Annotated in this window: 24 protein-coding genes; 15 read left to right on the top strand and 9 right to left on the bottom strand. The window is 71.9% G+C overall.

Annotated elements, in window-relative coordinates; translation table 11 throughout:
* Positions 1-33 precede the first annotated feature (33 nt).
* The 4 genes from DEJ25_RS16570 (at position 34) to DEJ25_RS03830 (ending at position 4,104) form a co-directional block, all read left to right on the top strand.
* Positions 34-210 carry a hypothetical protein gene (locus DEJ25_RS16570; protein ID WP_181427337.1) on the top strand — a complete coding sequence of 59 codons (177 nt, stop codon included), beginning with the start codon at positions 34-36 and terminating at the stop codon, positions 208-210.
* Between the two features lie 184 nt (positions 211-394).
* Complete coding sequence (locus DEJ25_RS03840) at positions 395-2,107, top strand: MDR family MFS transporter (RefSeq protein WP_375334536.1); 1,713 nt, start codon at positions 395-397, stop codon at positions 2,105-2,107.
* Position 2,108: 1 nt separating this feature from the next.
* Entirely contained in the window at positions 2,109-2,585 is a 477-nt protein-coding gene (locus DEJ25_RS03835) for a MarR family winged helix-turn-helix transcriptional regulator (protein ID WP_111043830.1), read from the top strand.
* 250 nt (positions 2,586-2,835) lie between these two features.
* A complete protein-coding gene (locus DEJ25_RS03830; RefSeq protein WP_111043829.1) occupies positions 2,836-4,104 on the top strand; it encodes an MFS transporter in 1,269 nt (422 codons plus the stop codon).
* 208 nt (positions 4,105-4,312) lie between these two features.
* Here the strand turns inward: DEJ25_RS03830 and DEJ25_RS03825 are convergent, their stop codons facing one another.
* The 5 genes from DEJ25_RS03825 to DEJ25_RS03805 all read right to left on the bottom strand — a co-directional run bounded on the left by DEJ25_RS03825 (position 4,313) and on the right by DEJ25_RS03805 (position 10,481).
* A complete protein-coding gene (locus DEJ25_RS03825; protein WP_110902095.1) occupies positions 4,313-4,984 on the bottom strand; it encodes a response regulator transcription factor in 672 nt (223 codons plus the stop codon).
* A gap of 142 nt (positions 4,985-5,126) precedes the next feature.
* Positions 5,127-6,443 carry a hypothetical protein gene (locus tag DEJ25_RS03820; protein WP_111043828.1) on the bottom strand — a complete coding sequence of 439 codons (1,317 nt, stop codon included), beginning with the start codon at positions 6,441-6,443 and terminating at the stop codon, positions 5,127-5,129.
* Positions 6,440-7,597, bottom strand: coding sequence for a sensor histidine kinase (locus DEJ25_RS03815; RefSeq protein ID WP_111043827.1), 1,158 nt, complete (start codon positions 7,595-7,597; stop codon positions 6,440-6,442). The genes DEJ25_RS03820 and DEJ25_RS03815 overlap by 4 nt, the downstream gene beginning before the upstream one ends.
* Positions 7,598-7,777: 180 nt before the next feature.
* Complete coding sequence (locus tag DEJ25_RS03810; RefSeq protein ID WP_111043826.1) at positions 7,778-8,977, bottom strand: homoserine O-acetyltransferase; 1,200 nt, start codon at positions 8,975-8,977, stop codon at positions 7,778-7,780.
* A gap of 172 nt (positions 8,978-9,149) precedes the next feature.
* Complete coding sequence (locus DEJ25_RS03805; protein ID WP_110902099.1) at positions 9,150-10,481, bottom strand: bifunctional o-acetylhomoserine/o-acetylserine sulfhydrylase; 1,332 nt, start codon at positions 10,479-10,481, stop codon at positions 9,150-9,152.
* Between the two features lie 179 nt (positions 10,482-10,660).
* Between DEJ25_RS03805 and DEJ25_RS03800 the strand changes: the two genes are divergently transcribed.
* The 3 genes from DEJ25_RS03800 (at position 10,661) to DEJ25_RS03790 (ending at position 13,718) form a co-directional block, all read left to right on the top strand.
* Complete coding sequence (locus DEJ25_RS03800) at positions 10,661-11,632, top strand: helix-turn-helix domain-containing protein (protein ID WP_146240609.1); 972 nt, start codon at positions 10,661-10,663, stop codon at positions 11,630-11,632.
* Between the two features lie 110 nt (positions 11,633-11,742).
* Entirely contained in the window at positions 11,743-13,521 is a 1,779-nt protein-coding gene (locus DEJ25_RS03795) for an N-acetylglutaminylglutamine amidotransferase (protein WP_111043824.1), read from the top strand.
* The gene (locus DEJ25_RS03790; RefSeq protein WP_110902102.1) at positions 13,518-13,718 is read left to right on the top strand and encodes a hypothetical protein; all 201 of its coding nucleotides are present in this window, start codon (positions 13,518-13,520) and stop codon (positions 13,716-13,718) included. Before DEJ25_RS03795 ends, DEJ25_RS03790 begins: the two co-directional genes overlap by 4 nt.
* A gap of 6 nt (positions 13,719-13,724) precedes the next feature.
* On the opposite strand, the gene DEJ25_RS03785 is transcribed toward DEJ25_RS03790, so the two are convergent.
* On the bottom strand, positions 13,725-14,816 hold the full coding sequence (locus DEJ25_RS03785; protein WP_110902103.1) for an acyltransferase family protein: 1,092 nt from the start codon (positions 14,814-14,816) through the stop codon (positions 13,725-13,727).
* An 86-nt stretch (positions 14,817-14,902) separates the two neighbouring features.
* Between DEJ25_RS03785 and DEJ25_RS03780 the strand changes: the two genes are divergently transcribed.
* From DEJ25_RS03780 to DEJ25_RS03760, 5 genes are all read left to right on the top strand, one after another.
* Positions 14,903-15,679: an SDR family oxidoreductase gene (locus tag DEJ25_RS03780; RefSeq protein WP_111043822.1), complete on the top strand. Its 777-nt coding sequence runs from the start codon at positions 14,903-14,905 to the stop codon at positions 15,677-15,679.
* Positions 15,680-15,764: 85 nt separating this feature from the next.
* The gene (locus DEJ25_RS03775; RefSeq protein ID WP_181421440.1) at positions 15,765-16,295 is read left to right on the top strand and encodes a phosphoribosyltransferase; all 531 of its coding nucleotides are present in this window, start codon (positions 15,765-15,767) and stop codon (positions 16,293-16,295) included.
* Complete coding sequence (locus DEJ25_RS03770; protein WP_181427336.1) at positions 16,292-17,011, top strand: Type 1 glutamine amidotransferase-like domain-containing protein; 720 nt, start codon at positions 16,292-16,294, stop codon at positions 17,009-17,011. The genes DEJ25_RS03775 and DEJ25_RS03770 overlap by 4 nt, the downstream gene beginning before the upstream one ends.
* Positions 17,012-17,013: 2 nt before the next feature.
* Positions 17,014-17,700, top strand: a complete 687-nt coding sequence (locus tag DEJ25_RS03765; protein ID WP_111043820.1) for a uracil-DNA glycosylase — start codon at positions 17,014-17,016, stop codon at positions 17,698-17,700.
* 23 nt (positions 17,701-17,723) lie between these two features.
* Complete coding sequence (locus tag DEJ25_RS03760) at positions 17,724-18,335, top strand: GNAT family N-acetyltransferase (RefSeq protein ID WP_110902105.1); 612 nt, start codon at positions 17,724-17,726, stop codon at positions 18,333-18,335.
* Positions 18,336-18,372: 37 nt separating this feature from the next.
* On the opposite strand, the gene DEJ25_RS03755 is transcribed toward DEJ25_RS03760, so the two are convergent.
* Entirely contained in the window at positions 18,373-19,071 is a 699-nt protein-coding gene (locus DEJ25_RS03755; protein WP_110902106.1) for a FadR/GntR family transcriptional regulator, read from the bottom strand.
* Positions 19,072-19,289: 218 nt separating this feature from the next.
* On the opposite strand from DEJ25_RS03755, the gene DEJ25_RS03750 reads away from it, so the two are divergent.
* The 3 genes from DEJ25_RS03750 to DEJ25_RS03740 are packed head-to-tail and all read left to right on the top strand — an operon-like array spanning position 19,290 to position 22,737.
* On the top strand, positions 19,290-20,798 hold the full coding sequence (locus DEJ25_RS03750) for a GntP family permease (RefSeq protein ID WP_111043819.1): 1,509 nt from the start codon (positions 19,290-19,292) through the stop codon (positions 20,796-20,798).
* Entirely contained in the window at positions 20,795-21,349 is a 555-nt protein-coding gene (locus DEJ25_RS03745; protein WP_111043818.1) for a gluconokinase, read from the top strand. The genes DEJ25_RS03750 and DEJ25_RS03745 overlap by 4 nt, the downstream gene beginning before the upstream one ends.
* A 53-nt stretch (positions 21,350-21,402) precedes the next feature.
* Positions 21,403-22,737: a cytochrome P450 gene (locus tag DEJ25_RS03740; RefSeq protein WP_111043817.1), complete on the top strand. Its 1,335-nt coding sequence runs from the start codon at positions 21,403-21,405 to the stop codon at positions 22,735-22,737.
* A 57-nt stretch (positions 22,738-22,794) separates the two neighbouring features.
* Here the strand turns inward: DEJ25_RS03740 and DEJ25_RS03735 are convergent, their stop codons facing one another.
* Positions 22,795-24,459: an ABC-F family ATP-binding cassette domain-containing protein gene (locus tag DEJ25_RS03735; RefSeq protein ID WP_111043816.1), complete on the bottom strand. Its 1,665-nt coding sequence runs from the start codon at positions 24,457-24,459 to the stop codon at positions 22,795-22,797.
* A 78-nt stretch (positions 24,460-24,537) separates the two neighbouring features.
* Positions 24,538-25,233 carry a hypothetical protein gene (locus DEJ25_RS03730; RefSeq protein ID WP_111043815.1) on the bottom strand — a complete coding sequence of 232 codons (696 nt, stop codon included), beginning with the start codon at positions 25,231-25,233 and terminating at the stop codon, positions 24,538-24,540.
* Between the last annotated feature and the right edge of the window lie 62 nt (positions 25,234-25,295).

The following is a 25,295-nucleotide window of genomic DNA, read 5'->3' as shown; positions in this document are numbered from 1 at the left end:
AGCGCCGGCACCCGCGACGGAAGGAGCCCGCTCATGATGCACGACGGTTGGTGCCCGGACTGCGACCTCCCCTCGGTCGTGATCGACGTCTCCGATGACGAACAGCACGCTTGGGCGAGCTGCACCGAGTGCGGCACCGGTTGGGTGCACCGCGACGAACTGCCGGAGGCGCGCATCGCCACCCGCGCATCGGAGCAGCGAGCAGCCTGAACCGTGAGTGATCTCGACGCCGAGCGCTGATCCTCAGCGGACCCCGACCCCGACGGTGACCCACCGCCGGGGTCGCTTCATGTCGGCCGCTCGGTTCGTTGACTTCGGTCAATCATGTGCAATGATTGACGCTGGTCAAGTAACGGGTGCAGCGTGGCATGCCGGAGAGTTCTGAGGAGTCCAGATGTCACAAGCCGAACCCGAGGCCGCCCACGGGCCCTCATCCGACGCACCAGCGATGACGCAACGGCAGGTGCTCGAAGCGCTGTCCGGTCTGCTGCTCGGCATGTTCGTCGCGATCCTCGCCTCGACCGTCGTCAGCACGTCGCTGCCGCGGATCATCGGCGACCTCGGCGGCGGTGAGAGTGCCTACACGTGGGTCGTCACCTCGACACTCCTGGCGACGACCGTGTCGACCCCGGTGTGGGGCAAGCTCGCCGACCTCTTCAACCGGAAGCTGCTCATCCAGCTGTCGCTGGTGGTCTTCGTCCTCGGGTCGGCCCTGGCCGGCTTCTCGCAGAACCCCGGGACGCTCATCACGTTCCGCGTCCTGCAGGGTCTCGGTGCCGGTGGCCTGACCGCGCTGAGCCAGATCATCCTGGCCGACATCATCAGTCCCCGCGAGCGCGGTCGCTACGGCGGGTACTTCGGTGCGGTCATGGCCGTCGGCACCGTCGGCGGACCGCTCTTCGGTGGCTTGCTGACCGACAGCCTCGGGTGGCGGTGGAACTTCTTCGTCGGAGTCCCGTTCGCGGTCGCGGCGATCATCCTGCTGCAGCTCACCCTGAAGCTCCGCGCGATGCCGAAGCGCAAGGTGTCGATCGACTACCTGGGCATCGCGACGATCGCCGGTGGTGTCTCGCTCCTGCTGATCTGGATCACCCTGGCGGGGAAGAACTTCGACTGGGTGTCGCCGACGTCGGCCGTCATGGTGATCGGCGCAGTCGTCCTGCTCGTCGCGACGGTGTTCATCGAGCTCCGCGCGACGGAGCCGATCCTCCCGATGACGCTGTTCCGGAGCCGGACCTTCTCGATGTCCGTGATCGGGTCGATCGCCGTGGGCATCGCGATGTTCGGCGCCACGGTCTACCTGGCGCAGTACATGCAGCTGGCTCGCGGGGCCACTCCGACGCAGTCCGGCCTGCTGACGATCCCGATGATCGGCGGACTGCTCATCGCCTCCACCGTCGGCGGCAGTCTCGTGACGAAGACCGGCAAGTGGAAGCCGATCATGCTGATCGGGTCGATCGCGCTCGTGGTGGGTCTCGCCCTCATGGGGACGATCGAGTACGACACCCCCTACCTCGTCGTGGCCGTGTACATGTTCGTGATGGGTTCCGGCGTCGGTCTCGTGATGCAGAACCTCGTCCTCGTGGTGCAGAACACGACGGAGCCGCGGAACATCGGTGCGGCCTCCGCCGGCGTCGCGTTCTTCCGCTCGCTCGGCGGTGCGCTCGGGGTGTCGGTGCTCGGGACCGTTCTCGGCAACCGCGTCACCGACCTGCTCGGCGACAAGCAGGCCGAACTCGGCAAGGCGATCGCGGCGCTCGGCGCCAAGGGCGCGGCCGTGGCGAAGGAGCTGTCCTCCGGCAGCATCCCGGCCGTGAGCAAGCTGCCGTCGGGCGTCCGCCAGATCATCGAGTCGGCGTACGGGCAGGGCGTCGCCGACGTGTTCCTGATCGCGGCGCCGATCGCGGTCCTGCTCGTCCTGGCGATCGTCTTCATGCCGAACGTGCCGCTGACCACGAAGACCGTCGCCGAGCGCTCCACGGACCAGGGGCCGCTGGCCGGGTCCGCGGAGGACTTCGCCGGCATCGGTACCGTCACCGGATCGAACCCGGTCATCGAGGCCGGTGGTTCCCAGGGTTCCGCCGGGACACGTGCTCGAAACTCGTGAGATGACGTCGTCCGGGACTCCGCCCACCGCAGGTGACGACGGGGTCCCGGACGGCCTGGAGGCCCGCGTCGGAGTGCTGGAGCGCCAGTTCGCGGCGCTGTTCAGCGCGTACCGCACGCGCCTCCGGCAGCAGGCGACGGACGTCGACCCGGCACTGCAACCGTCCGGCTTCCGGACGCTGCAGGAGCTCGTCGACCGCGGGCCGGTCGGCGCGGGGGAGCTGGCGGAGTCGTTGGGCTTCGACAAGAGCGTGCTCAGCAGGCAGCTCCGGCAACTCGAGTCGCTCGGTCTGGTGTCGAGGGGTCAGGACCCGGCGGACCGCCGCGCGGTCGTGATCAGCCCCACCGATGACGCCGTCGCCCGGATGGAACGGATCCGCACCGGAGCGCGAGACGAGTTCCGCACCAACCTGGCGGAGTGGCCCACCCGCGACCTGGACGAACTCGCCCGACTGCTCGCCAATCTCCGGCCGCGGTGACGCTCGGCACCAGCACCAGCACCAGCACCAGCACCAGCACGGACAGTTCGTCGTGACGGGACCGTCGCGCCGGTCGGGAATCCCGGTCGGCGCGAATGCGTTCCATCGTCCAGTCGGCGACAGTGTCGGCATGTCGGTCGAATCGATTCGGCCACTCGTCTTCCGCCGCCGTGTTGGAGCGGTCTACACTGATCCGGCACCCGATCCCACGTGCTCGTACCCACCGTGCTCGCGCACGAGAACAGGTCCCATGTCCCAGCTCACGCCGGCACGTCGTACGCTCGCCATCCTCGCTCTCGCGCTGGGTGGCTTCGCCATCGGGACCACCGAGTTCGTCGCGATGGGGCTGCTGCCGAACATCGCCGAGGCGCTGCTGCCCGGTCAGTACTCCGCCGACCCCGAGGGCGGGGTCGCCCACGCCGGGTGGATCGTCAGCGCGTACGCCCTGGGGGTCGTGGTCGGTGCACCGACGATCGCGGCGATGTCCGCCAGGTTCCCGCGCAAGGGCCTGCTCATGGTGCTGCTGGTCGGGTTCGTCGTCGCGACGGTCGCGAGCGCGGTCCTGCCCTCGTTCGGCCTGGTCCTCGTCGCCCGGTTCGTCGCCGGACTCCCGCACGGTGCGTACTTCGGCATCGCCTCGATCGTCGCCGGCGACATCATGGGACCGGGGAAGCGCGGCAAGGGCATCGCCCTCGTGCTCCTCGGCCTGTCGGTCGCCAACGTCGTCGGTGTCCCCGCGGTCACCTGGATCGGTCAGGTCGCCAGCTGGCGGACCGCCTACGGGGTCGTCGCCGCGCTGTTCGCGCTGACGTTCCTCGCCGTGTCGGTGTTCGTGCCGCGCAGCGGTCGGGACGTGCACGCGACCATCGGGCGGGAGCTCCGGGCCTTCCGGGTGCCGCAGGTCTGGATCGTGATGAGCCTGGGAGCGGTCGGCTTCGGCGGCTTCTTCGCCGTCTACTCGTACATCTCGCCGCTGGTGCAGAACGTGACCGGGTTGTCGGAGTCCTCGGTGCCGCTCGTGCTGGTCGTCGTCGGGCTCGGCATGGTCGTCGGCGGTTTGCTCGGTGGATTCCTGGCGGACCACAGCGTCAAGGCCACCATCTTCGTCGGGCTGTTCGCCCTGATCGGCGCGCTGCTCGTGACGGTCCTCACCGCACAGTGGGTCGTCGGCCTGTTCATCGGGGCGTTCCTGCTCGGTGCGACCTCGTCCGCGATCCCGCCGGCGGTGCAGTCCCGACTGATGGACGTCGCCGGTGACGCCCGCACCATCGCGGCAGCACTCAACCACTCCGCCTTCAACCTGGGCAACTCGCTCGGCGCTGCGCTCGGCGGCGCGGTCATCGCGGCCGGCTTCGGCTTCGTCGCCCCGGGCTGGCTCGGCATCGGTCTGGCGCTGCTCGGTGTCCTCGTCGCGGTGATCAGCTACGCGGTCGAGAACCGAACGAACCGACGCGCAGCGGCGGTCCGGACGGCGGGAGCCAGCACCGGCCCGATCCGCGAGTCCGTGTCCTCGCACTGACGGCACCTCGCGGCACCTCGCGGCGCCGGGTGGGTCTCACGGACAGCAGTGTCCGCGCGCGCTGACCGACCCTGGCCGTATCGCCACATGCCGTGACTCGCCGCGTGCGCTCCGCCGCGGTGCGCGCATCGTGGCATCTCGACGCGTGAAATGCCTCAATTGCGGCACCTCGCGGTGGAGCCCGCCCGCTCGCCCGGCGACCCGGCCCCTACAACCCGTGTGGGGAACCGTCCTGGACGATGATGCCGTCGGTGATCGCCCGCTTCCGGAGCGCCACCTTCGTGCCGACGTCGAACCCGGCGACGCGGTACTTCTCGCGGATGCGCTTCAGGTAGCTCTTCGCGGTCTCCTCGGAGATGCCGAGCTGGTAGGCCACGCTCTTCACGGGCTCGCCACCGCCGTAGAGCGCCATCACACGACGCTCCTGGGCGCTGAGCTTCGGCACGCCGCCGACGTCCCCACTGTTGATCGCCAGGTCGAGTTCGGCGGAGACGTACTGCTCGCCGCGCTGCGCCGCACGGATCGCCTCGACGATCATCGCCGCGTCCTCGCTCTTGACGAGGTAGCCGAGGGCTCCGGCACCGAGGGCCTCACGAACCACGTTCGGCTCGGAGTACGTGCTCATCACGACCGTCTTCACGCCGGCGGTCTTCAGCGTCGAGATCTTCAGGGACACCGGGATGGAGTCCTTCAGGTCCAGGTCGAGCAGCACGACGTCGACGGGGAAGGCCGGACTGGTGAGCAGCTCCGGCCAGGTGGTGACCGCGGTGACCATCGCGATGTCATCGGCTGCGTTCCGGATCCACTCGGTCAGGGCGCTGAGCAGCATCCGGTGGTCGTCGACGAGAGCGAGTCTGATCGGTTCTGCTGGAGTCGCCATGCGCGATGGTCCTTTCTGGTGGGTCCGTCCCGGGCCTGCTGATCCTAGGAGGATCGGCGACCGGGTTCGGGGAGGCTGGCCATGTTGTCCGGTAGCGGCACTCGCTGCGTGCCGGCGTCGCTGCCGGGAGGCTCGTGGTGCGTCACATCTGCGGGTGCCGGTTGACGACGCAATGCGCCGTGACGTGCAGCACGCCGTCGCGGACGCTGTCGGTGTAGGGCCCGATGCGCTGCAGGGCCGTCCACGCGGCCGGGCCGAGACGACGGCGGGGGACTCCGCGCGACTCGATGACGACCGGGACGTCCATGGTGTCGTCGGTGACCGGGTGGCCGTCGCTGCCGACGGGACCGAGGGTGACCGAGACGACGGGCACGCCAGGCTGCTGGGCGCGGCCGTCGCCGACCATCTGCCACAGCGCCTGCAGCAGGCCGTCGCGCTGGGCGGGGGTCAGGTGCCCCGCGAGGGCGCTCGGGTCGGTGACGGCGACGGAGCGGCCGAGGTTGTCGGACTCCGTGATCGCGTGGTACAGCCAGGTCTCGCGGCGGCCCTCGATCAGGTGCAGGCGGAGCTCGGTGGCGAGGGACGCGGCGACGGAGGCCGATGCGTCGGACAGCGGCAACGGGTCGGAGCCGTTCGCGACGGCGTCGAGCAGCTTCTCGGCGGCGAGGTCCAGGCGGGCGAGTTCGTCCGAGGCGAGCATCCCGACGGCGAACTGGGGGGCGCCGACGTTGCTCTGCACGAGCACCCGGTCGAGTTCGCGCTGCACGAGCTGCCGGAAGCGGTGCACGACGAACAGCGCCACGGACGGCGGGACGACGGTGACCGCGAGCATGGTGACGATGCCGGGCAGGGTCTCGGTCGTCAGCGGGGTGGACACAGCGGCGTAGACGGCGAACGCCAGGCCGAGGCCGACGATCGCGGCGATGACCTCACGGGCGGGCCGGAGGGTCGTGATCGGCAGCAGCGCGAACCCGGCCGCCATCGACGCGGTGGCGGTGTGGCCGACGTCGTGCTGGTCCCACATCCCGATGAAGTCGAGCGTGACGATGCAGGCGAGCACGACGCAGATCAGCCCGAAGGCGACACCGGTGAGTCGTTCCCCGTACGTGAGGACCGTGGCGAGCACGCAGCTCGCGGCGACGACGAACAGCGCCCAGGCGGCCGCGGTCATCCACGGGTTGGTGTAGTCGTCCCAGTGCACGAGGAAGAAGACGATCCCACCGAGCGCCTCGAGTCCGGTGAGCACGGCGGCACCGAGCCCGAGGTGGCCGGCACCGAGCGAGGCACCGGGCTGGGCTGCCTGTCGGAGCGAGCGGGCGCCGGTCGAGGTGGAGGGCAGGCCGCGCGCCTGTCGTCGTTCGGTGCCCCGGTAGCGTTCGCGGGCCTCCCGGCGGGTGCGGGGGGCGGTCTGCTCACCGGGCAGGCCGTGGCTGATGGTGTCCTCCGGCACGCCGCTCATCGGGGTGCCTCCAGGACGACGGTGGTGCCGGCACCCGGTGCCGAGAACAGGCGGGCGTCGCCACCGACCTCGCGGAGGCGGTTCACGACGCTCTCCTTGAAGCCGAGCCGTTCGGCGCTGACGGTGTCGAGTTCGAAGCCGACGCCGGAGTCGGTGACCATCGCGCGCACCGTCGCCTCGTCGTGCACGATCGTGACGTGCGCCTCGGGGACGCCGGCGTGGCGTCGGACGTTCTCCAGGCACTCGCCGAGCGCGAGCAGGAACGCGTCGAGCACGTGCTTCGGCAGCAGCACCTGCCCGGTGCCGTGCCAGGCGACCTCGAGACCCATGCGGCCGAAGCGCTGCTTGACGGACTCCAGGGTCTGGCCGAGCGGGGACTCCTCGGTCCGGGTGAGGGAGTAGTCACCGGACTGCTGTGGCTGCGGGGTCGCGCCGAGGCGGAGGTGGCGGAGGAGTCGTGCGTCCTCCGCGGCCTGCTCCCGCATCGCGTGCTCGGAGACGCCGACGCCGGAGTGCGCCAGCAGGGTCAGGGTGGCGAGCACGGTGTCGTGCAGCAGTCGGGCGCCCTGTCGTCGCTGCGCCTCGGTCTCGCTGGCCTGGCGTTCGGCGCGGTGGGCGGTGCCGATGCTGTAGATGCGACGAGCCACGCGCGGGATGCTGCGGCTGATCCAGACGGCGACGACGGCGACGAGGACCCAACCGAGGAGCACGCCGCTGACCGGGGCGCTGAGGACGGCGCCGCTGGCCCAGCTCATCAGCCCGAGGGAGACGACTCCGGCACCGGCGGCGAGGCCGAGTCCGACCCGGTGTCCGCGCTGCGCCATGAGCAGGGAGGCGAGTCCACCGCCGGCGAGCGGGACGAGTGCGCTGGCGATCACGCCGCGGTCGTCCGCCGCGACGGCCGTGGTGAGGATCGTCACGGCGCCGAGACCGGCGACGACGGTGGTGGCCGTCCACCAGGTCGAACCGTTGGCCCCGAACGCGAGGAGCGCCCCGACCATCACGGCGATGCAGCCGAGTCCGAGGACGAGCTGTGCCACGGGGACGGCGAGGGACGTGGCCACGCCCACGACGCTGACGAGCGCGCAGACGACGCCCACGACACGGGTCGTCGACCGGAGGAGGCGGTCGCGTTCCTGCGCGAGGAGTTCCATCGTTGGTCCTGGCTGTTCCTGGTTCGGGAAGCTGGTTGGTCTTGGGAAACCGAGCACTGGTCGAGACCGTGCACTCTGCATCATTCCACGGGCGACACCCGTAGTGGGGTCTTCGGCGCGCGGGGGTCGACGGATCGGTCTGCGGGTGTCCCGTCTTCCGGGGACACCGATGCACCCCGATCAGTCGAGCAGTCGCCGCAGGTGCGCCCCGACGGCCTCGTGTTCGATGAGGAAACCGTCGTGACCGAACTCGCTCGTGATCACCGCGGCGCGGTCGCCGTCCAGCGTGTCGGGCACTCCGGCGGCGATCCGGTGCTGGTCCTCGACGGGGAAGAGCCGGTCGCTGGAGATGCCGACGACGAGCGTCCGAGCGCGCACCCGGGTGAGCGCCGCAGCCACCCCGCCGCGTCCGGCACCGACGTCGTGCGAGTCCATCGCGTGCGTGAGGGCGACGTAGGACGCCGCGTCGAACCGTCGGGTGAACTTGTTGCCGTGGAAGTCGAGGTAGCTCTCCACCGAGAACCGTCCGTCGTCGCCCAGCGGGGAGACGTCGCTCTGCCACGAGCGGGCGAACCGGCCGTTGAGCTCGTCCGAGGCCCGGTAGGTCATCATCGCCATCCGCCGCGCCAGCGCCAGGCCCCGGTGCGGGCCCTCGCCGGGTTCGGCGTCGTGGTGGTCGCCGCCGGCGAACCCCGGGTCCATCTGGATCGCCGCACGCTGCAGGGAGTTCGCGGCGATCTGGTCCGCGGTGGTCTGCGCGGTGCTCGCCAGGACCGCGAGCCGGGCGACGCGTTCCGGGGCGGTGACGGCGGCCTCCAGGGCGTGCATGCCGCCCATCGAGCCACCGACGACGGCGGCGAAGCGCTCGATGCCGAGCCGGTCGGCCAACCGCAGCTGCGTGGCGACCTGGTCGCGGATCGTGACGAACGGGAACCGGGAGCCCCACTCGACGCCGTCGGGTGCGAGCGAGGACGGGCCGGTGGTGCCCTGGCAACCGCCGAGCATGTTCGGCGCGACGACGAACCAGCGGTCGGTGTCGATGGCGCGTCCGGGTCCGACGACGTCGCCCCACCAGCCCGCCGTGCGGTGCCCCGGTCCCGGCGGGCCCGCGACGTGCGAGTCGCCGGTCAGGGCGTGGAACACCAGGACGACGTTGTCCTTCGCGGGGGAGAGCGTCCCCCAGGTCTCGTACGCGACGCGGACCGACGGGATCCGGCCGCCGCGGACGAACTGCTCGCCGAGCGCCTCGAAGCGCCGTGCGCCGGGCGGGTCACCCGGCCGCCACGCACCGGTGACCGGCGGCTTGCCGAGCGTGCCGAGCTCGGCGCCGGGCACCAGGGTGGACGGCACGGAGTCCTCGGGAGTCGTCTGCCAGTCCATCGTGCGTCCATCCTCCCTGGAGGCGCGGCTCGCCGCCGCCGTGTTACGTCGCGCCCGGCGCGTCTCGGCCTCGCGGGACGCAACGTGGGCGGCTTCCCGCAACGGAACACCGCTGCGAGGAGCCGCCCACGTTGCGTCCCGTGGGTGCCTCAGCCGGGAGGCGCGGCACGGGTCAGGCGCGCAGGCCCGCCTGGGCGACGGCGCGGGCCGCGGCGAGCCCGGCCTCGAGGTCGGCCTTGAGGTCCTCGACGTTCTCGATGCCCACCGACAGGCGCACCAGGCCCGGCGTGACCCCGGTGGTGAGCTGCTGCTCGGGGGTCAGCTGCGAGTGGGTGGTGGACGCCGGGTGGATCACGAGCGAGCGGACGTCGCCGATGTTCGCCAGGTGCGAGAACAGCTGCAACTCGTCGACCAGGGCACGACCCGCGTCGACGCCGCCCTTCAGTTCGAAGGACAGCACGGCGCCGACACCACGGGGCGCGTACTTCGTCGCCGCCGGGTACCACGGGCTCGTCGGCAGCCCCGCGTACGCCACCGTCGCGACGTCCGGGTGCCGGTCGAGCCACTCCGCGATCTCCTGCGCGTTGGAGACGTGCCGTTCCATCCGCAGGCTCAGCGTCTCGATGCCCTGCAGGAGCGCGAACGCGGTGTCCGCCGAGTTCGACGCACCGAGGTCGCGGAGCAGTTGCACGCGGGCCTTGACGATGTACGCCAGCGCGTCACCGACGGCCTGCGAGAACACCGCCCCGTGGTACGACGGGTCCGGGGTGCTGAACTCCGGGAACCGCTCGGCGTGCTCGGACCACGCGAACGTCCCGCCGTCGACGATGATCCCGCCGATGACGGTGCCGTGCCCGCCGAGGAACTTCGTCGCCGAGTGCACCACGATGTCCGCGCCGTGCTCGAACGGACGGATCAGGTACGGCGTCGCGATCGTGTTGTCGACGATCAGGGGCACACCGGACTCGTGCGCGACGCCCGCGACGGTCTCGATGTCGAGCACGTTGATGCGCGGGTTGCCGATGGTCTCGGCGAAGAACAGCTTCGTGTTCGGACGGACCGCGCGACGCCACTCCTCCGGGTCGTCCTGGTCCTCGACGAACGTCGTCTCGATGCCGAGCTTCGCCAGCGTGTACTTGAACAGGTTGTAGGTGCCGCCGTAGATCGACGACGACGACACGATGTGGTCACCGGCACCCGCGATGTTGAGCACCGCGTAGGTCTCCGCCGCCTGGCCGCTCGACACGAGCAACGCCCCGGTCCCGCCCTCGAGCGCGGCGATGCGCTGCTCCACGACGTCGTTCGTCGGGTTCATGATCCGAGAGTAGATGTTCCCCGGCTGCGCCAGCGCGAACAGGTCGCGGGCGTGGTCCGAGTTCTCGAACACGTACGAGGTGGTCTTGTAGATCGGCGTCGCCCGGGCACCCGTGGTCGGGTCCGGTGCGGCACCCGCGTGCACCTGCGTGGTCTCGAACCGCCAGGCGGCTGCGTCGTTCGTGGTCATCGGGGCTCCTCTTCCGTCGCCCGTCACGCTACGCAGCTGACCGGGCGGGCACCAGCGGGGGAGTCGTCGGACGTAACGCGCAGTGCCGAGGGGGAGGGGCCTCGCGGCATGGCGGGAAGTGGACGACGGGTCCGCTCGTGTCGCGACAGGGAACACGCGTGACCTACAGTGTCGCCGTCATGCCCTCTCCGAACCCGCCCGCGCAGCCCGGACGCTCGCACGTCAGACGGCACGACGTGGCCGGCCGGGACATCGACGAGGCCACCCACTTCTACGAGCGTGTACACGACGCGCACGCCGTGCGGCTCACGCAGGACGAGGACCGGCCGTTCGGGTACCGGCTGCGTGCCGTCGGCGACGAGCGGTTGCGACTGCGCAGCTCGGCACTCAGCGCTCGCCGCTGGGGCCGGATCGAGCCCCAGGGCCGCTACCTCGTCACCTGGGCGCACGACGGCGAACTGGCCATCGACGGCGGCACCGACACCGAACTCGTCGTCAGCGCCGGCACCCCCGCCGTCTACCCGACCGGCCGCCCCTTCACCATCGAGGCCCCGCCGAGCATCACGCTGCACACGATCGACATCGACGGCCCGGCCCTCGAAGCGCTCCACCTGGCACGGAGCGGCGAGCACGCGGAACCGCTCCGGTTCGCCCAGACGCCGGACCCCGAGGGACTCGCCGCACTGCAGCGCACGCTCGCCGCGTCGACCCCGGTCCTCCTCGACCCGAGCGCCGACCGCCTCACCCGGGCACGCCTGGTGGACGCGGTGAGCCGCCGGGTCCTCGACGCCTTCGCGCCCGCCCCGGCCTTCCCACGCTTCCCCGGCCACCCGGCGAACGTCGTCCGCGCGCTCGACTACATCGAAGCCCACCTGACCGAGCCGATCACGACGGCCGACCTCGCCGCAGCCGCCGGCCTCAGCCAACGCGGACTCCAGCAGGCCTTCGGGCGGAACGACCTGCCCACGCCGCTCGAGGCCCTGCGCGAGGCAAGACTCCGTCGAGCACGCACCCTCCTCGCCGACGCCCGACCCGGCGAGGTCAGCGTCGCCACCGTCGCCCGACAGCTCGGGTTCGTGCACCTCGGACGCTTCGCCGGGTACTACGCCGAGCGGTTCGGGGAACGCCCGAGCGACACGCTCCGCGGCTGACCCGGTCCCCGGGCCGCTGCCCGTGTCCGGCACACGCGGCAACGGTCCCCGTCTGACCTCCCGCCCTGTCGTCCCGGCGTTCCGTGGGCCGCCGGGACGAAAGGCACGACATGTGTGGACTGGCTGCCGAACTGCGGTTCGACGGGGGACGGGCGGACATCGACGCGGTCCGACGGATGACGACGTGCATGCAGGACCGCGGCCCGGACGGCGGGGGACTCTGGGACGGCGGCTGGGCGGTGCTCGGACACCGACGGCTCAGCGTCATCGACCGCACCGACCGTGCCGCGCAGCCGATGGAGTCCGGCGTGCAGGACGTCGCGATGGTCTTCAACGGGTGCGTCTACAACCACCGTGAACTGCGCGGCGAACTCGCCGCCGACTACCCGTTCCGCACCACCAGCGACAGCGAGGTCATCCTCGCCGCCTACGCCCGCTGGGGTGAGCGCTTCGTCGACCACCTCGTGGGCATGTTCGCCGTCGTCATCGTCGATCGTGACCGACACCGGGTCGTCATCGCCCGCGACCGGCTCGGCGTCAAACCGCTCTACCTCGCCGAGGTGGAGGGCGGCCTCCGCATCGCCTCCACCCTGCCGGCACTCCTCGCCGGCGGGGACGTCGACACCGCCCTCGACCCCGTCGCACTGCACCACTACTTCAGTTGGCACTCCATCGTGCCGGCACCCCGCACACTCCTCCGCGGCGTGCAGAAGCTCCCCGCCGCCACCGTCCGCACCATCGACACCACCGGCACCACCGAGGACCGGCTCTTCTGGTCACCCGCCTACGAACGCGACCCGGCACGCGCCCACTGGAGCGACCGTGACTGGGAGGACGCGATCGAGGAGAGCCTCCGCACCGCCGTCCGCAGGCGGCTCGTCGCCGACGTCCCCGTCGGGGTCCTGCTGTCCGGCGGACTGGACTCGAGCCTCCTGGTCGCGATGCTCGCCGACGAAGCCGGCGGCACCACGGGCACCTACAGCATCGGCTTCGACGGCGCCGGCGGCGAGGACGGCGACGAGTTCGCGTGGTCCGACCTGGTCGCCGACCGCTTCGCCACCGACCACACCCGGATCCACGTCCCCGCCACCGACCTGCCCGCGGCACTCGTCGACTCCGTCGGCGCGATGCCGGAACCGATGGCCACCCAGGACGTCGCGGCCTTCCACCTGCTGTCCCAGCGCGTCGCCGAGACCGAGCGGGTCGTGCAGTCCGGACAGGGCGCCGACGAGGTCTTCGCCGGCTACGCCTACCACCGCCCGGCGATGGACGTCCGACGCGGTGGCGCGCTCGCCGCGTTCACAGGCGCGTTCGTGGACCCCGCCGCGAGCGCCCGCACCCTCCTCGCACCCGGCGCCCTTCCGGCCACGGACGTCAGCCACCTGCTCCTGCAGGAACACCTCGGCGCACCTGGCGCCGAGACCGCCCTCGACGCGGTCCTCCGGCTCGACACGCACCTGCTCATGGTCGACGACCCGGTGAAACGCGTCGACAGCATGACCATGGCCTCCGGTCTGGAGGCCCGTGTCCCGTTCCTCGACCAGGACCTCGTCGCACTCGTGGCCGCGTGCCCGCCCGCACTCAAGACCGCCGACGGCGGCAAGGGGGTCCTGAAGTCCATCGGCCGACGCCTGCTCCCACCGGAGGTCGTCGATCGGCCCAAGGGCTCCTTCCCGGTGCCGGGCGTCCGCAACCTCGACGACGACGTCGTCACGGTCGCGCGGGACGCCCTGCTCGCACCCGAGGCACGGGACCGCGGCCTCGTCCGCGCCACCGCCGTCGACGCACTCCTCGCCGACCCGCGCCGCCACCGGACCCGCGCCGGGGGGACCGTGCTCTGGCTCCTCGCGGTCCTCGAGCTGTGGCTGCAACGACAGGGCATCCGGTGAGCGGCCCACGCGCGGTGCAGTGGACCAGCCCCGAGGACGGCTTCTGGCTGGCCCGCGTCGACGGAGTCCTCGCCGGACAGGTCGACCGGCACCGCCACGGGTACCTCGTCACGGACGCGCACAGCCGCTGGGTGGGGGACTACCGCGACCTCGGCACCGCCCAACAGCAGCTGCGCCGGTCCCTCGACGGGATCTGAGCGCGTTCAGGCCGGGTCCCGGCGGAACAACCAGTCGACCTTCGGCTCGAGCAGCCACCGCATCCCGCGCCGCACGAACGGCTGTGCCAGGAACAGGCTCACCGCACACGCCACCAGCACCATCAGCAGCACGAACGGCCACGCCGAGTGCTCACCCGCCAGCACCCCCGACTCGCGGATCGGGTAGAGCAGGAACGTGTGCAGCAGGTACACGTACATCGTCGCCGCACCGAACCGCGTCAACCAGACCGTCCGCCGCGGCACGAGGACCAGGAACGACGCCGTCAACAGCGTCGCCAACAGCATCAGCGCGAAACGGACCCCGCCGGCCCACCACGCGTCCTCGCCGAGTCCCGAGTACGAGTCGTCGTAGAAGAACCAGTGGTGCAGGTCGAACTCCTTGAACTGCGGGATCCACAGCGCGCACGACACCGCCCACGCCAGGAACACCACACCCGCGAGGACCCGCACGCGGACCACCGTCCGCCGGGAAGCCTCGTACCAGCGGTCGAACAGCCCCCACTGCTTCACCTGCCAGCCGAGCAGGAAGAACGGCAGCAGGCTGATCGCCCGGCCGAGGGACAGCGTCGAGTCCACGTTGTCGAAGTACCCGACGCCGATGCTCAGCACCACCGCCCACACCAGCGGTGCCCGCAGCTGCGCCAGGTACGGCAGGATCAGCCGGAAGATCCCCAACGCCAACAGGAACCAGAGCGTCCACGTCGGCTTCGTCGGGTTGAACTCCTTGCCACCCTCCACCACCGCCTGCACCACGGTCCAGATCGTCTGCATGATGATGTACGGCACCACGATGTCCGTGAACGTCCGCCGCATCCGCTTCGCCGTCGGGGTGTCCGCCGACGAGAAGTACCCGCTGATCACCCCGAACGCCGGCATGTGGAACGCGTAGATGAACGTGTACAGCGCCAACGCGTGCTCACTGCCCGTGGTCTGCCGCTGGATCGCGTGCCCGATCACCACCAGCGTCACCGCCAGGAAGCGCGCCGTGTCCCACATCGGGATCCGCCGCCGGATCCGACCCGGGTCGAGCGCGCCCGCCGGGGCAGAGGGCGCGGGAGGGGCGGCGTCCGTCGTCATCCTCCGCACGTTACCGTCCGACGGGTGCCCCGGTGTCGGTAGCGTTGCCCCGGGCCGCCCACCGTCCCCGACCCGCGAGGAGCATCATGACCACACGTCGAGCCGTCGTCACCGGAGCCAGCTCGGGCATCGGCGCCGCCACCGTCCGCCTGTTCCGCCGACACGGGTGGGACGTCCTCGCCGTCGCCCGCCGAGCCGACCGGCTCGAGGTGCTCGCCGCGGAGACCGGCGCGGACACCCTGGTCGTCGACGTCACGGACTCCGCCGACGTCGCGGCGCTCGCCGCACGGGTGGACGAGCTCGGCGGCGCGGACGTGCTCGTCAACAACGCCGGGGGAGCGTTCGGGTCGGCCTCGGTCGAGCACAGCGACGCCGACGACTGGCGGGCGATGTTCGAGGTGAACGTCCTCGGCACGAAGCGCGTCACCGCTGCCCTCCTGCCGGCACTCCGTCGTCGTGCCGGCGAGACCGGCGGCGCGGACGTCGTGACCGTGACGAGCACGGCGGGCTTCGTCGCCTACGAGAACGGCGGCGGGTACGTCGCCGCGAAGCACGCCGAGCACGCCCTGGTCGGCGTGCTCCGACTCGAGTTGAACGGCGAACCGATCCGGGTCGTCGAGATCGCGCCGGGCATGGTGAAGACCGACGAGTTCGCACTGGTGCGGTTCGGCGGCGACAGCGACGCGGCCGCGGCGGTCTACGACGGGGTGGAGGCACCACTGGTCGCCGACGACGTGGCCGAGGCGATCGTGCACGCCGTCGAACTGCCGGCCCACGTCAACCTGGACCTGGTGACCGTCCGGCCGGTCGCCCAGTCGGCGCAGCACAAGCTCGCCCGCGGGCCGCTGACCCCGAAGGCGTAGCGGCCGGGCCACGGCGCGGGGCCCGCAGCGCCCGGGCGGCGATCACGGGTCGCGGTCGGAGCATCCCTGCCGGTACCGTGGGCGGATGCCGATCAGCAGCGAACCCGCGGAGTCTCCCGCCTCGTCGACCGTGACCGTGACGAGCGGACCGGAGGTGCTCGGTTGGCTCGAGTTCGGCGACGCAGCCCGGCTGCTGGCGAAGGACGTCCTGTCCGCCGGCTTCGAGCCCGAGGTCGTCGTGGCCGTCGCCCGTGGCGGGCTCATCATCGCCGGTGCCGTCGCCTACGCCCTCGGCACCAAGCAGTGCGGCTCGATCAACGTCGAGTTCTACACGGACGTGGAGCAGCGCCTGGAGGAGCCGGTCGTGCTCGCTCCGGCCCTCGACGCACCGAGCCTCGCCGGCAAGCGGGTCCTGGTCGTCGACGACGTGTCCGACTCCGGACGCACCCTGGCCCTGGTGGTCGACATCATCCGCAGCGCCGGCGCCGACGTCCGCAGCGCCTGCCTGTACTCGAAGCCCGGCACCGTCCTCGAGCCGGACCACGTGTGGCGTCGTGTCGACGGCTGGATCACGTTCCCGTGGAGCGCCCTCGCACCGGTGACGGCCGAGTCGTGAGCATCCACCTCGTCGGCGGCGGCCCCTTCGTCGCCGCGGATGCCGCCGCGGGCTTCACCGCCGAGGCCACCGCCCGCTCGGCCGCCGTGGGACGGACCGTCCCGCGCATCGCACTGCTCTCCGTCGCCTCCGCGGACGGGGCCTCGCCGTCGTCGACCGCGGACATCGCCGAGGTCCTCGGAGGGTCCCGTGCCGCCGAGGTGCTGGTGACCGAGGTCGCGGCGGGCGCGGTCTTCGAGACCACGGTCCTCAGCGACGTCGACGCCCTCGTCGTGGGCGGCGGTCGTACCCCCGACTACCTGGACGCCGTCGCTCCGCTCGTCGACCAGATCCGCCTGCTCGTCTCCGACGGGCTGCCCTACCTCGGCTACTCCGCCGGCGCGATGATCGCCGCGGACCGCGCCCTGGTCGGCGGCTTCCGCATCGGCGGCGTCGAGGTGTGTCCCGAGGCCGCGTCCGAGGGGCTCGACGAGGTCGAGCTCCGCGAAGGGCTCGGGCTCGTCGACCTGACCATCGACGTCCACGCGGTCCAGGCCGGCACCCTCGCCCGCCTGGTCGCGGCCGCCGAGGCCGAGTTCGTCACCGCGGGCCTGGCCGTCGACGAGGACACCACGCTGGTCGTCGGCGAAGGCGCCCTCGAGGTCCGGGGCACGGGGAGCGTCTGGCGGGTGCTGGCGGGCGACGAGTCCGTCTCGGTCGCCACCATGGGCGCCTGAGCGTGCAGCCGAAGCCCCTCGCCGACCTGGTCGACCCGGGCTGGGCGGCAGCGCTCGCGCCCGTCGAGGACGACGTCCACCGCATCGGCGCCTGGCTCCGTGCCGAGACCGAGGCCGGTCGTCCGTACCTGCCCGCCGGTCCCGCCGTGCTCCGCGCCTTCGAGGAGCCGTTCGACCGGGTGAAGGTGCTCGTCGTCGGCCAGGACCCGTACCCGACGCCCGGACACCCGATCGGGCTGTCCTTCGCCGTCGACCCGCACGTGCGGCCGGTCCCGCGCAGCCTGCAGAACGTCTACCGCGAACTCCACGACGACCTCGGCGTCACGCCGCCGCCGCACGGTGACCTCCGCGCCTGGTCGGACCAGGGCGTGCTGCTGCTCAACCGCGTGCTGACGGTGGGCGTCGGCGAACCTGCCAGCCACCGCGGCAAGGGCTGGGAACGGGTGACCGAGCGGGCGGTCGAGGCGCTCGTCGCCCGCGACCGTCCGCTCGTCGCCGTGCTCTGGGGTGCGCAGGCCGCGTCGGTCCGACCGCTGCTCGGTGACACCCCGGTCGTGGCGTCGGCCCACCCCAGCCCGCTCAGCGCCTCCCGCGGGTTCTTCGGCAGCCGCCCGTTCTCGGCCGTGAACGACCTGCTCGTCGCCCAGGGGGCCGACCCCGTCGAGTGGACACTGCCGACGGAGGCGTGACGGGCCTCCCGTAGGCTCGTGTCGTGCTCGAGGAGGAATACCAGCAGCGGCGCGTCCTGCCGCGCCACCTGCGTGCCCCGGCGCCGGTCGAGCCGGCGTTCGCGTACGCGATCCGTCCCGTCACGGCCGCGGACCTGCCCGAGGTCCGCGAGATCCACACGCACTACGTGCGCAACTCGTCCGTGACCTTCGACGCGGCCGCGTTCACCTTCGCGGCGTGGAAGAAGCGGTTCGACGAGGTCCAGCGTCGCAAGCTGCCGTTCCTGGTCGCGGAGAACCCGTCCGGACAGGTGCTGGGGTACGCGCTCGTCGAGCCGTGGAACATCCGCGACCGGTCGAACCGGGTGGTCGAGGACTCCATCTACCTCGGCGCCGCGGCGGGCGGCAAGGGCCTCGGCCGGGCGCTGATGGAGGCGCTGCTCGAAGCCTGTCGGACCGTCGGCGTGCGGGAGGTGATCGCCGTGATCGCCGACCGGTCCGCAGACGCGTCGATCCGGCTGCACGAGCGGCTCGGCTTCGAGGAGGTCGGACGGATGGGCCGCGTCGGCTACAAGTACGACCGGTGGCTCGGCACGGTCACGATGCGGTTGCGGCTGCGGAGCACCCGCAAGCCGCTGTTCGGTCCGCGCGACTGACGTCGACCGCCGAACGAGACCCCGTCCGGACCCGTCGTCAACCTGCTTCGGCGACGAACTCGTCCCGGGTGGTGCGCACCAGGTCGGCGGCCGCGGCGGAGGCGACCCGGGCGTCCCGGCCGACGACCGCCCGACCGACGGCGTCGTGCCGGGCCGCCGCCCCCGCCGTCCACCCGGTGATCGTGTCCCGCGGCTCGCTCGTCCGGGTGCGCAGCAGCGCCTCGACGGTGCCCGCGAAGTGGGCGAAGACCGCGTTGCCGGAGCCCGTGAGCAGCGCGCGGTGGAAGCGGACGTCGGCGTCGAGGTAGGCGCGCCCGTCACCCGCGGACGCTGCGGCGACCATCTCCTGCGCGGCGGTGAGGACGGCGTCGGCCGCCGCCCCGCCGTGTTCCGCGGTGAGGCCTGCGGCGACCGGCTCGATGCCCAGCCGGAGGTCCAGGAGTTCGCGCTGCTGGGTGAAGTACGCCCCGGAGGTGCCCCGCCAGCGGATCACCGACGGGGACAGCAGCTCCCACCGGGTCGCGGGCTGCACCTGTGTCCCGACGCGCTGTCGTGGTTCGACCAGCCCGAGGGACTGCAGGACACGCAGTGCCTCGCGGACGACGGACCGCGAGACGCCGAACTCGGCGACGACGTCGTCCGGGCGGAGCACGGTGCCGGGGACGAGGGTGCCGTCGACGATGCGCTGACCGAGCGTGTCGAGCACGTGGGCGTGCAGGCCGCCGGGTGTCGGCATCGTTCCTCCTCGTCGGACCTCGTCACGCGGATGTGTGACGCGGTGACCATTGCAGCGGCAGACTGCGCCTGAGTCCGGGTGGCGCGCGGACGACGACGATGTAGTCTGATTAATCAGATTATTGCACCGGCGACCGCGGCTGGGATCAGCACCCCGGTCCACCCGGCACCAGCAGCAGGACGGCAGCAGCGCAGGAGCTGCTCCAGGAAGGGGCACAGATGCCTCACCTCCAGACCACCCCAGCGATCCCGGACCACGTGCTCGCCGCCGGGACCGAGACGGTCGACCCGTCCGGTCCGATCCCACAGCTCGTCATCGCCGCCCTCATCGGCATCGTGGTGATCATCGCCCTCATCACCTGGCTCAAGGTGCACCCCTTCGTCGCCCTGACGATCGGTGCGCTCGGCGTCGGCATCGGTGCCGGGCTCGCCCCGGAGAAGGCGGTGGCGAGCTTCGGGGACGGCTTCGGCGCGACCATGACGAGCGTCGGGATCCTCGTCGGCCTCGGCTCGATGTTCGGCAAGCTCCTCGTCGACTCCGGCGCCGCTGACCGGGTCGTCGACACCCTGGTCCGGCGGTCCTCGGCCGCGGCGCTGCCCTGGACGATGGCACTGATCGGTGCGCTGATCGGCCTGCCGATGTTCTTCGAGGTCGGCCTGGTCCTGCTCATCCCGATCATCGTCCTGGTCGCGAGGCGCAGCTCCGTCCCGATCATGAAGATCGCGATCCCGGCCCTCGCCGGGCTCTCCACGATGCACGCGTTCGTCCCGCCGCATCCCGGTCCGCTGGTCGCCGTCTCGACGGTCGGTGCGGACCTCGGCACGACGCTGGCGTTCGGCATCGTGCTCGCGATCCCCGTCATCGTCCTGGCCGGCCCGGTCTTCGCCCGCTTCGCGGCGCGCTGGGTCGACGTCCCGGTGCCGGACATCTTCGGCGCACGGGGCGAGGACCCCGTGCACTCCGGCCGGGAGGCCCGCCGCACCCCCGCCTCGGAGGACACCGCGTCCCTGCCCCACGGCAAGAGCGACTTCACGCGGGTGATCAGCGAGCCACGCAGCCCGTCGTTCGCCGTCGCGCTGGTCGGCATCCTGCTGCCCGTCGTGCTCATGCTCGCGCAGGCGATCCGCGAGGCCACGGCCCCGGACGCGCGTGGTGCCTGGGTGGGCGTGCTCGACTTCCTCGGGACGCCGATGATCGCGATCGGCATCGCGACCGTCTACGCGATGGTCTTCTTCGCGATCGGCGGCGGCATGGACCGGTCCGCGGTCGCGAAGTCGCTCGAGAGCGCGTTGCCGCCGGTCGCCGGGGTGCTCCTCATCGTCGGTGCCGGCGGTGGCTTCAAGCAGGTGCTCATCGACACGGGCATCGGCGGCGTGATCGCCGACGCGGTCAAGGACTCCGGCATCTCGGTGCTCCTCGTCGCCTGGGTGGTCGCCGCGCTCGTCCGCGTCGCCACCGGGTCCGCCACCGTCGCGACCGTCACGGCCGCGGGCATCATGGCCCCGATCGCGCACGACCTGTCGTCCCCGATGACGTCACTGCTCGTGCTCGCGATCGGCGCCGGGTCGGTGTTCCTGTCGCACGTCAACGACGCCGGGTTCTGGTTGGTGAAGGGGTACCTCAACACCTCGGTGGGACAGACCTTCAAGTCGTGGTCGGTGCTCGAGTGCCTGATCTCGGTCATCGGTCTGGTCGGCGTGCTCGTCGCCGGGATCTTCATCCGATGAGCGGGCAGTCGGACGAACGGCAGCCCCGCTCGGAGTCCCGGACGCTGGACGCGCAGGTGCTCGTGGTGATGGGCGTCTCCGGTTCCGGCAAGTCCACCGTCGCGGCGATGGTCGCCGACGAGCTCGGGTGGGAGTTCGCGGAGGGCGACAGCATGCACCCGGAGGCGAACGTCGCGAAGATGCACGCCGGCACACCCCTGACGGACGAGGACCGCTGGCCGTGGCTCGACGTCGTCGCCGGCTGGATCCGCGGCCACCTCGACGCCGGGACGAACGGGGTGGTGACCTGCTCGGCGCTGAAGCGGTCGTACCGGGACGTGCTGCGGGCCTCCGGGGTGGTGTTCGTGCACGTCGCCGGGGACGGAGCCCTGCTCGAGGAGCGGATGTCCTCACGGTCCGGGCACTTCATGCCGGCGTCCCTGCTCGCATCGCAGCTGGCGACCCTCGAGCCGCCGCAGCCGGACGAGGCGCACCTCACCGTCGCCGCCGACCGCTCACCGGAGGAGGAGTCCGCCGAGGTGCTCGAGCTGCTGGGGTTCCGGACGGCCTGACGGGACCGCCCCGCTTGAGAGGGCGGACGGGCGGACGTCGGCAGCATGGGGGCATGCCTGTCGACGACTCCCCGTCCCTGCTCACCCGCGGCTACGGCTTCGGCGCCCACGTCTGGCGCCGGGCGGCCGACGGTGCCAGGGCGGTGCCGATGCGCTTCCTGCTCCGTGACGCGCTGCTGGTCCGCGGTGCCGAGGGCGTCGAGCTGTTCTACAGCGACCGGATCGCCCGACACGGTGCGATGCCGCCGATCGTGCAGCAGACGCTGTTCGGCGACGGGTCCGTGCACAGCCTCGACGGCGCCGAGCACCGGCACCGCAAGGCGACCTTCGTCGACGTCGCGTACGAGGACGAGCAGGTCGCCCGCCTCACCCCGCTCATCGCGCAGGAGTGGCACCGGGAACTCGACGAGTGGCTCGGCGGCGGGCAGCGGTCCGCCTACGACGCCGCCGTCGGTGTGTTCGGCCGAGCCGGCATGCGGTGGGCGGGTCTGCCCGGGACGCCGGACGCGAAGACCCGATGGGCGGCCCGCCTGGCGCAGATCGTCGACGGGTTCGGTGTGCCGTACTCGCCCGAGTACCTGCTCGCCGTCCGGAACCGGTGGTGGTCGAACCGGCACGCGGAACGGCTGGTCCGGGCGGTCCGGGACGGCGATCTCGACCCGGCCGAGGGCACGGCGCTGTACGAGTGGGCGTGGCACCGTGACCGCTCCGGCGTCCTGTTGCCCGCGGTGACCGCCGGCGTCGAGCTCCAGAACAGCATCCGTCCGCTCATCGCGGTCGCCCGGTTCGTCGCGTTCGCCGCGAAGGAACTGCACGACCGGCCGGAGTGGCGTGCCCGGATCGCCGAGGAGTCCGTCACCCGACGCTCGCTCGCCGGCGGGCCCCTCGCGACCGCCTTCGCGCAGGAGATCCGCCGGACGGCGCCGTTCGTGCCGATGCTGCCCGGGTGGGCCACCGAGGACCTCGACATCGGCGGCGAACGACTCGCGAGCGGCGGCCGGGTCCTGCTCGACCTGCTCGGCACCGACACCGACGACCGTTCGTGGCCCGACGCCGACCGCTTCGACCCGGATCGGTTCCTCGGTGTCGACGACTACGAGGCGATCGAGACGTTCGTCCCGCACGGTGGCGGCGACGTCGTGACCGGCCATCGGTGCCCGGGGGAGAAGCTCGCGATCGTCGCACTCGCCTCTGCGGTCGCGACCCTGAGCGACCCGCGTTTGAGCGTCCTCGACGAGGGGCTCGACGTCGACCGTCGCCGCCTGCCCACCAAGCCCGCGTCCGGTGGCCGGGTCCGGGCCTCCCGGTCCCCGGGTGATGTCGCCGGCGGCCGATCGCGGGCGTCCGGATCCGGCGGCTGCCCGTTCCACCGCGGCGGCGGCCACTGACCCCGTCCCACCGGACGACATCGGGCGGGGCGGGACGGAGCGCGCCGACCTCCCGGATCAGACCTCGGTGACCCGCCCGGCCTCGACCCGCCACTGCCGGTCGAGCTGCACGGTGTCGAGCATCCGCCGGTCGTGGGTGACCAGCAGCAGCGTGCCTTCGTAGGACTCGAGCGCCTGCTCGAGCTGCTCGATCGCGACGAGGTCCAGGTGGTTCGTCGGCTCGTCCAGCACGAGCACGTTCACCCCGCGAGCCTGGAGGAGCGCCAGGCCGGCCCGAGTCCGTTCGCCCGGCGAGAGCTCACCGGCGGCCCGTCCGACGTGGTCGGCCTTCAGACCGAACTTCGCGAGCAGGGTGCGGACGTCCGCGGTGTTCATCTCGGGGACCAGTCCCTCGAACACGGCGGCCAGAGGCTCGGACCCGGTGAACAGCGAGCGGGCCTGGTCGACCTCGCCGACCGCCACGCTCGACCCGATCGACGCCGTGCCGGTCGTCGGTTCCTGCCGTCCGAGCAGCGCCCGCAGCAGCGTCGACTTGCCGGCACCGTTCGGGCCCGTGATGCCGATCCGGTCACCGCCGTTCACCTGCAGCGACACCGGCCCGAGGGTGAAGCCGCCCTGCTCGTAGCTGGCGTCCGACAGGGTCGCGACGACGGCCGAGGACCGCGGTGCCTGCCCGATCGTGAACTCGAGCTGCCACTCCTTGCGCGGCTCCTCGACCTCGTCCAGCCGGGCGATCCGCGACTCCATCTGCCGGACCTTCTGCGCCTGCTTCTCGCTCGACTCGCTGGCCGCCTTACGGCGGATCTTGTCGTTGTCCGGCGCTTTCTTCATCGCGTTCCGGACGCCCTGGCTCGACCACTCGCGCTGCGTCCGGGCCCGTGAGACCAGGTCGGCCTTGGTGGACGCGAACTCGTCGTACGCGTCGCGCTTGTGCTGACGGGCGATCTCGCGTTCCTCGAGGTACGCGTCGTAGCCACCGCCGAACAACCGGTTCGACGACTGCGCCAGGTCGAGTTCCAGGACCGCCGTCACCGAGCGGGCGAGGAACTCGCGGTCGTGGCTGACGAGGACGACGCCGCCGCGCAGGCCGCGCACGAACTCCTCGAGCCGGTCCAGCCCGTCGAGGTCCAGGTCGTTCGTCGGCTCGTCGAGCAGCACGATGTCGAACCGCGAGAGCAGCAGCGCCGCCAACCCCACCCGAGCCGCCTGTCCGCCGGACAGCGAGGTCATCAGCGAGTCCGCCGTGACCGAGCCGTCGGGTGCGTCGAGGGTCAGGCCGAGGTCGGCGAGCACCACCGGCATCCGCTCGTCGAGGTCGGCGGCACCCGAGGCCAGCCACCGTTCGAGGGCGACCGAGTACCGGTCCGCTGCGGCGTCGCCCGCATCCGGCTCGCCGAGGGCCAGCGCCGTCGTGTCCATCTCCGCCGCCGCGTCCGCGCACCCGGTCCGGCGGGCGACGTACTCCGCAACGGTTTCCCCGGGCACCCGCTCGTGCTCCTGTGGCAGCCAGCCGACGAACGCGTCCGTCGGCGACAGTGACACGGTCCCGGTGAGCGGCTCGTCGACCCCGGCCAGCAGGCGGAGCAGCGTGGACTTGCCCGCGCCGTTCACGCCGACGACGCCGATCACGTCACCGGGTGCGACCGTGAGGTCGAGGGAGTCGAACAGCGTGCGGGCGGCGTAGCCGCCGGCGAGCCCCTTGGCGACGAGCGTGGCGGTCATCCCCACATCGTCCCACCTCGCCGGGGCCGCCACGGACCGGGACGGGAGGCGCGGTGCCGGGCCGCCCCGCGCCTCCCGTCAGTCGAGCGGTGCGGCCGAGTCGAATGCGACGGTGAGCAGGGGCAGCTCGTCGCGGGGGAGCACCGCCGTCAGGAGTCGCCCGTCGTCGAGCTCGGTCGCCAGGCCGAGCACGAAGGGGTCCGTGTCGAGGAGCAGCCCGGGGCGCTCGACGCCGTCGACCAAGACGGGGTGTCCGGACTGGACGCTGCGTTCGTCGACCAGCGTCGGCCAGGGGTCCTCGGTGGACTCCGGGAGAGCGAGTTCGTCGCGGTACCCGTTGACGAGGACGTACTGCACGTGCTCGACGAGCACCTCGGCAGGTGACGGGCGGGTGGTACCGCGCCGGCTCCAGTGGGTCTGGACCGCCTCCCACAGCATCGGGTACCGCATCCGCTCGACCGTGGCGACGAGCCAATCCGGGCGTGGCCAGGGCGGGACCTCCTCCAGGGACCGTCGCCGCTCGTCGTCCATCGCCGCCAGGTTCACCGGGTCGTCCTGGTCCTCCGGATTCCGCCAGAGCGTGTACTGCCGCGACACGGTGGCACTGTCGCGGACGCCGTCGGATTCGCCCGTCTGCACGCCGACGGAACCGAAGTCCTCGAGATGCCGCTGTGCGACGAGCCCGGCGATGCCGAACCCCAGCGAGCGGGCCGCGGCCCGGCGCGCGATCTCCGGGTCGGGCGCATCCGCACTGAGCACTCCGCCGTGGTCCATGCGCCGAGCCTGGTCCCGTCGAGGCGGTCGGTCAAGGGCCGGGGAGCGACACGTCGGCCTAG

The sequence above is a fragment of the Curtobacterium sp. MCPF17_011 genome (assembly GCF_003234145.1).
Classification (GTDB): Bacteria; Actinomycetota; Actinomycetes; order Actinomycetales; family Microbacteriaceae; genus Curtobacterium.
This window is presented reverse-complemented; position numbering and strand designations above follow the sequence as displayed.